This is a genomic window from Rhodospirillaceae bacterium (genome assembly GCA_002746255.1).
GTDB lineage: Bacteria > Pseudomonadota > Alphaproteobacteria.
Map to the genome: position 1 here is coordinate 1 of NVWO01000033.1, position 6,728 is coordinate 6,728.

Here is a 6,728-nt window from a genome sequence, read left to right on the forward strand (position 1 = left end):
TGGCAGGGGCTTTGGGTGATTTCCGGATTTTCCGGAGGGATTAACGCGACCCGTTAAAGTAGGACTGCAGCGGTGCAACTTCAAGGGTGCCGCCGCGAAAGGCTGTCGGGGGTGGGCCTCAGGCGCTTTTTTTCTTCGTGCCGGTGGCTGCCATGGGGGACGGTTTTGCCGGGTCCACGTCAATCGGCACGCCGGGCGCACATTTCGAAATGCGAATAGCCAGCGCCGATTTCACATGGTTCACATTCGGTGCCGGTGTCAATTGCGTGGTGAGGAAGCGTTGATAGCTGTCCCAGTCTGCGGCAAAGATTTTCAACAGAAAATCCGTCTCGCCGGCCAGCATGTGGCACTCGCTGACCTCCGGCCATTGCGCCACAAGCGCCTCGAAGGCTTCCAAATCTGTCTCCGCCTGGCTGCTCAGGCCCACCTGGGCAAAGGCGGTGATGCCAAAGCCCAGCGCTTCCGGGTCGATGTCGGCATGGTAGCCACGGATGTAGCCGGCCTTTTCCAGAGCGCGCACCCGGCGCAGACAGGGCGGCGGCGAAATGCCAGCACGGCGCGCAAGTTCGACATTCGTCCGGCGTCCGTCCATCTGCAGATCGTGAAGAATCTGGCGGTCGATTCGGTCCAGCTTGACGCGTACCACGGTTTTAAGCTGCTCCATTTCCGGAAAAAATTGAAATTATATTACGCAATTTTACCCGATGCTTTCGGGAAGGCAAGCAGGCAATTCGTTGGGAATTTGCAGGGAACCATAGGGAACGGCCCGTTTTGCCATGTTTTCGGCTCTACCTCTCGAAGACGCCTGCCGTTATGCTGGCGCGGGTAAAACGATGACAAAGAAAATCTGCTGGATCCTGACAGAGGGCATGGCGGGGACGGAAAACCAGTGCCTTGGCCTGGCGGAAGCCCTTGGTCTTGACCCGGAAATAAAACGCCTGCGGCCGCGATGGCCCTGGCGGTGGCTTCCGGTTGGGCTTTGGCTCGCGCCCCTTGTCGCGCAAAATCCGACGGCCAGTTCTCTTGCGCCGCCCTGGCCGGATGTGTTGATCAGCGCCGGGCGGAAAAGCGTTCCCGTCGCGCTGGCGATCAAGAAGAAAAGCGGCGCGCGCGTCTTTGCCGTGCATCTGCTGAACCCCTACGTCGCTCCGGTACGCTTTGACCTTGTTGCCACGCCGCGCCATGACGGCCTTGAAGGCGACAATGTCATCGTGACGGAAGGGGCCTTGACCCGCATCACCAAGGCCCGGCTTGATGACGCGCTGGACGCACATGGCGGGCGGTTGGCGGCGTTGCCCCGGCCTCGGCTCGCTGTGCTTTTGGGTGGTGCCAGCAAACATTTTAAATTTACCGAGCGGGCTGCGGGGGAACTTGCCTTGCTGCTTCGCGCCATGGTTACGGAAACCGGCGGCAGCCTGATGATTACGGTCTCGCGACGAACCGGTGCCGACGTTGTTGCGCGACTTCGGGCCGGCCTGGAAGGCGTGCCGATGGAAATCTGGGAAGGCGAAGGCGCAAACCCTTATTTTGCCTATCTCGCCGCTGCCGACGCCATTGTGGTGACAAATGATTCCGTTTCCATGGCGTGTGAGGCAGCAACCACGGGCAAGCCGCTTTACGTCTTTGCCCTTGAAGGTACGTCGAAAAAATTCGATGCGTTCCACGAAAATTTGTGCGCGCGCGGGATTGCCCGGCCCTTTGACGGCAGCTTTGAGAAATGGACTTACGAACCCCTGATGGACACCGAACGTGTTGCGCAGGCGGTGCGCAAGCGCCTGGGTGAACGCATGGATGAACCCACGGGCGAACGCCAAAAATAAGCCGCCTTTGCTTGTCAGCGCCGGGCGAGAAATCTATGCTGGCCGGTGCAACAGGCCCTTACGAAAGAAAGCTCCAGAGATGGCGGATATTGAAACAAAGGTTCTCATCATCGGGGCCGGTGCGGCCGGTTACACGGCGGCCATTTATACGGCCCGGGCCGCTCTGGAGCCGGTCCTCGTCCAGGGCATTCAGCCGGGCGGCCAGTTGACGATTACGACGGATGTCGAAAATTACCCCGGCTTCGCCGACGTCATTCAGGGCCCCTGGCTGATGGAACAGATGGGGGCGCAGGCGGCCCATGTCGGCACCAGAATTCTTTCGGACACCATCGTCGAAGTGGATTTTTTAAAGCGCCCCTTTATCTGCATCGGCGATGGCGGCGATCGCTATATCAGCCAGACGGTGATTGTCGCCACCGGTGCGCAGGCGCGCTGGCTGGGCCTGGAAAGCGAGCAGAAATTTCAGGGCTTCGGCGTTTCGGCCTGTGCCACCTGCGACGGATTTTTCTTTCGGGACAAAGTCGTCGCCGTCATCGGCGGTGGCAACACGGCAGTCGAAGAGGCGCTGTATCTGACAAACCATGCCAGCAAGGTGTATCTCGTCCATCGCCGTGACAGCCTGCGCGCGGAAAAAATTCTGCAGGAACGTCTGTTTCGAAACAAGAAGATCGAAATCATCTGGAACCATGTCCTTGATGAAATTCTTGGAACCGACGCGCCGCTGCTTGGCGTAACGGGGATGCGCATTCGTGACGTGGCCAGCAACGCCACCCGCGATATTGCGCTTGATGGTGTGTTCGTCGCCATCGGCCACACGCCGACGACGACGTTGTTCGAGGGTCAGATTGCGATGGACGCGCAAGGCTATATCGAAACCGCAGCCGATTGCATGGCAACGAATGTGCCGGGGGTTTTTGCCGCCGGCGACGTGCAGGATAAAATCTATCGCCAGGCGGTGACGGCTGCCGGCACCGGCTGCATGGCGGCGTTGGAGGCGGAAAAATTTATAGCCGAACAGGAAATCGAAACGCCCGAACCGGCCAGTCAGGCAACGGCCTAGGGCTAAACACCTTTTAGTAGCGTCTCAGTTTGAAATTCTGCCGAACCAACGTCCTGAACGTCTGCTTTTTAGCGGATCATGCCTATTTTACGCTCAACGGCAGACATTGGCGTGTGTTCAAAAAACCTCTTTCATTAGAAAAGCCCAAACCAAGTGACTTGTGGCACCAGCGCCAAAGACAGTGGCCAAACCGCAATCGTTCCAACCATCCAGATTATCCAGCTCTCACCCTTAAAGACCCATGTAGATACAAGCGCATAGATGATGCCAATTGTGCCCGTTAAAACGAACAACACAACTGCTTTTAGGATGGTGGTATCGACGGCATAAGCTACGAGGAAGGCAAATGCGAAAAATAGCGATAGACCGCCTGTTATATCGATAAAAGCACCGATAGCTTGGTTGTCGCCTTGAAGACCACGTAAGCGAGCCCTTACCCAACGCTGGTTCTCGAAGCGTGCTGTACTAAATAGAACGAATAAAATTCCGAGATCTGTTTTAGGTAAAAGTTCCATGATCGCTGCCATATCAATCTCTCTTAATCATGAAACGCATGGTGGCCGAGCAAGACCAATCTGGCCCTCTACATAAAAAGCTGTTCGCCTTCGAGGTTTTTGTAAAGCCCGCTTACGAATTCGCCATAGCCATTGTAAAGCTGGGTCGGCGTGGTCTCCAGCGTGCCTAGCACGCGTTCCTTGGCCTGGGACCAGCGCGGATGCGCGACCTCGGGATTTACGTTTGCCCAGAACCCGTATTCCGCCGGTAGGATCGTCTCCCAGAAGCTTTTTTTGCGTTTTGCGACAAAGGTAAAACGCGTGATCGACTTGATGGATTTGAAGCCATATTTCCACGGCACGGCAAGGCGAAGCGGTGCGCCGTTCTGGGGCAGGGCTGGCTTGCCGTACGCCCCGGTGACGAGAAAGGCGAGCTCGTTTCGTGCTTCTTCCAGGGTTAAGGCTTCGACATAGGGCCACGGATACCAGGCCTGTTTTTGGCCGGGCGCGATTTCCGGGTCGAAGAAGGTTTCCATCAACACAAAATTTGCGGAGGCCTTCGGTTTGGCAAAATCGACAAGGGCGCGCATGGGAAAGCCGCTCCACGGCACCACCATCGACCAGGCCTCGACGCAGCGATGCCGGTAGACGCGTTCTTCAAGGGGCATCGCCTTCAACAGGTCGTCGATGCCGATTTCCATCGGCTTTTCGACCAGGCCATCGAGAACAACCGTCCAGGGCCGCGTTTTAAGCGCCTGGGCCGCGTCGCGAATGTTTTTGTGGGAGCCGAATTCGTAGAAATTGTTGTAGGCGGTTACGAATTTCTCATCCGTCAGCGCGCGCGTGGCCGTGTAGCGGGGATTGCGCGCCACGGGATAGAGATGCGCGCTTGGGTCGGCGGCGCGTGCGGCGTGGTTGAACATGGGAAGCAGGGGCGACGTGGCGGCCAGGATCGTGCCGGCGGCAAGACCGCGCATCAACGCGCGCCGGTCTTGAAAAACAGCTTCCGGCGTGACATCCGATTCACGCAGTTCCCATTCACGACGGCGGCGGTTGCGCATTTTTTGGTTCCTTCCCGTTTGCCGAAAAGCTTATGGGGCGCACCGGCCGGCCACAATTCAACTTCCCGTGAGAGAACGGCGCGGGTTTAACGAAGCGCGTCACAGGCGCGCCGGATCCGCGCGCAGGCTTCTTTCAGCATTTCCGTTGACGTGGCGTAGGACACGCGGAAAAAAGGCGACATCCCGAACGCTTCGCCATGAACGATGGCAACGCCTTCGCTTTCCAGCAGATAGGCCGCAAAATCGGCGTCCGTCTTCAGCACATTGCCTTTCGGCGTTTTCTTTCCCATCAGGGCTTCACAGCCCGGATAGACGTAAAAGGCACCTTCCGGCGTGTGACAGGTCAGTCCCGGCGTTTCGTTCAGGGCGGCGACAACCAGATCGCGTCGTTCCTTGAAGACAGCAATGTTTTTGGCAAGAAAGTCCTGGGGCCCGTTCAGGGCTTCCACCGCAGCGGCCTGGGAAATCGAACTTGTATGGGTCGTGCTTTGGGATTGTATTTTGTTCATGGCCTTGATCAGCTCAAGCGGCCCGGCGGCATAGCCAACACGCCAGCCGGTCATGCAATAGGCCTTGGACACGCCGTTCAGGGTCAGCGTGCGCTCATAAAGCTTGGGCTCCACCTGGGCCGGGGTTGCAAATTCAAACCCGTCATAGACAAGAAGCTCGTACATGTCGTCGGTCATGATCCAGACATGGGGGTGGCGCAGCAGCACGTCCGTCAGCGCCTTGATCTCATCAAAGCTATAGGCGGCCCCGGTTGGATTTGAAGGCGAATTTAAAACAAGCCATTTCGTTTTTGGCGTGATCGCCTTGTCGAGAGCTTTCGGCGTCAATTTGAAATTGTTTGCCTGTGTGCAGGGCACAATAACGGGGGTGCCTTCGGCAAGCAGCGTCATGTCCGGATAGGAAACCCAATAGGGGGCCGGGATGATGACCTCGTCGCCGGGGTCAAGGGTCGCCATGAGGGCGTTGTAGATTGTCTGCTTGCCGCCGCAGCCGACGGTGATTTGATCGGGTGTGTAGGTGAGGCCGTTGTCGCGCCTGAATTTTTCGCAAATCGCCTGACGCAGCGCCACCGTGCCGGCGACGGGGGTGTATTTTGTTTCGCTGCGGTCGATGGCCGCTTTCGCTGCCGCCTTGATGTTGTCCGGGGTATCGAAATCCGGCTCGCCGGCACCAAGGCCAATCACGTCGCGGCCTTCGGCGCGAAGCTCTGCCGCGCGCGTTGTCACCGCGATCGTCGGCGAGGGTTTAATCTTGCTCAAGCGTTTTGCAAGGATCGCCATCCGGTCACTTTCTTCTGTTCGTGTGTCGCTCTCTTTTAGAAGAGCGGCCCAAGGTTACATTCCCGTAAACGGCTTCGGTTTTCTTTTTTCGAGAAAGGCTGTGATTGCCTCGTGGTGGTCGTCCGTCTTGTGGCAGATGGATTGCAGGACAGAGGAGCTGTCGAGCATCTCGTCCAGACCGGCTGAATGGGCCTGGCGCATCAGGATTTTCAGGAAGCGAACCGCCACCGCCGGTCGCGAGGCGATGCGGCGCGCCAGTTCAAAGGCGCGTGGAAGCAGCGCGTCGGGTTCCAGGCATTCCAGGGCGAGGCCGATTTTCTGGGCCTCCTTGCCGCCCACCGTGCGGCCGGTCAGCATGAGTTCCGCCGCGCGTTGCACGCCGACCATGCGTGGCAATATCCAGGCGCCGCCGTCGCCCGGTATCAGGCCAAGGTTGATGAAGGCGGCTGAAAACTGGGCTTCCGTTGAGGCCAGCGTCAGGTCGCAGAAAAGGGCGAAGTCGCAGCCCGCGCCGATGGCCGGTCCCTGCACGGCGGCGATTGTCGGCACGTTCAACAGGTGCAGGGCCTTGGGCAGGCGTTGAATGCCATGGACGTATTTTTTCTGGATTTCCGGCGAGGTGCCGCCATAGGGGCCGTCCGGATCCAGAATTTCACGCAGATTGCCGCCGGCGGAAAACGCCTTGCCCTCGGCTGAAATCACCAGCACGCGGGCGTCCGATCCGGTTTCCACACGCTCGAACACATCGAGCACCTCTTCGACGAGGCCGCCGACGGTCAGCGCGTTGCGGGTGTCGTCTCTGGCAAGGATCAAATGCCCAATGCCGTCCTCGACTGAAAATTTCACATGGTCATAAGACATACGGGTTCTCATTCTAAAGAAAGGGTGCCGTTCGTGGGTATTGCTAACGGGTATCGTTAACGATATTTGACCGAAAGAATCTCATAGGATTTTGACCCGGCGGGCGTCGTCACTTCGACGAAGCTGCCCTTTTCCTTGCCGAT

Annotated in this window: 8 protein-coding genes; 2 read left to right on the top strand and 6 right to left on the bottom strand. The window is 58.1% G+C overall.

The features are described 5' to 3' along the window. Positions 1-118: 118 nt before the first annotated feature. A complete protein-coding gene (locus COA65_10495) occupies positions 119-664 on the bottom strand; it encodes an ArsR family transcriptional regulator (protein ID PCJ56568.1) in 546 nt (181 codons plus the stop codon). A 169-nt stretch (positions 665-833) separates the two neighbouring features. On the opposite strand from COA65_10495, the gene COA65_10500 reads away from it, so the two are divergent. Both COA65_10500 and trxB read left to right on the top strand, forming a co-directional pair. Continuing rightward, positions 834-1,820 carry a hypothetical protein gene (locus COA65_10500; GenBank protein ID PCJ56575.1) on the top strand — a complete coding sequence of 329 codons (987 nt, stop codon included), beginning with the start codon at positions 834-836 and terminating at the stop codon, positions 1,818-1,820. A 79-nt stretch (positions 1,821-1,899) separates the two neighbouring features. Next, positions 1,900-2,880: a thioredoxin-disulfide reductase gene (gene trxB, locus COA65_10505; GenBank protein ID PCJ56569.1), complete on the top strand. Its 981-nt coding sequence runs from the start codon at positions 1,900-1,902 to the stop codon at positions 2,878-2,880. Between the two features lie 134 nt (positions 2,881-3,014). On the opposite strand, the gene COA65_10510 is transcribed toward trxB, so the two are convergent. The 5 genes from COA65_10510 to COA65_10530 form a co-directional block, all read right to left on the bottom strand. Continuing rightward, positions 3,015-3,407, bottom strand: coding sequence for a hypothetical protein (locus tag COA65_10510; protein ID PCJ56570.1), 393 nt, complete (start codon positions 3,405-3,407; stop codon positions 3,015-3,017). A 56-nt stretch (positions 3,408-3,463) separates the two neighbouring features. Further along, positions 3,464-4,435: a protein-methionine-sulfoxide reductase catalytic subunit MsrP gene (locus tag COA65_10515; protein ID PCJ56571.1), complete on the bottom strand. Its 972-nt coding sequence runs from the start codon at positions 4,433-4,435 to the stop codon at positions 3,464-3,466. Positions 4,436-4,521: 86 nt separating this feature from the next. After that, positions 4,522-5,724: an aspartate aminotransferase gene (locus COA65_10520; GenBank protein ID PCJ56572.1), complete on the bottom strand. Its 1,203-nt coding sequence runs from the start codon at positions 5,722-5,724 to the stop codon at positions 4,522-4,524. Between the two features lie 54 nt (positions 5,725-5,778). Beyond that, positions 5,779-6,597 (bottom strand): enoyl-CoA hydratase, encoded by an 819-nt coding sequence (locus COA65_10525; protein PCJ56573.1) that lies wholly within the window; start codon positions 6,595-6,597, stop codon positions 5,779-5,781. 44 nt (positions 6,598-6,641) lie between these two features. Further along, the coding region (locus tag COA65_10530; protein ID PCJ56574.1) for a transcription elongation factor GreA at positions 6,642-6,728 on the bottom strand (87 nt) is incomplete at its 5' end.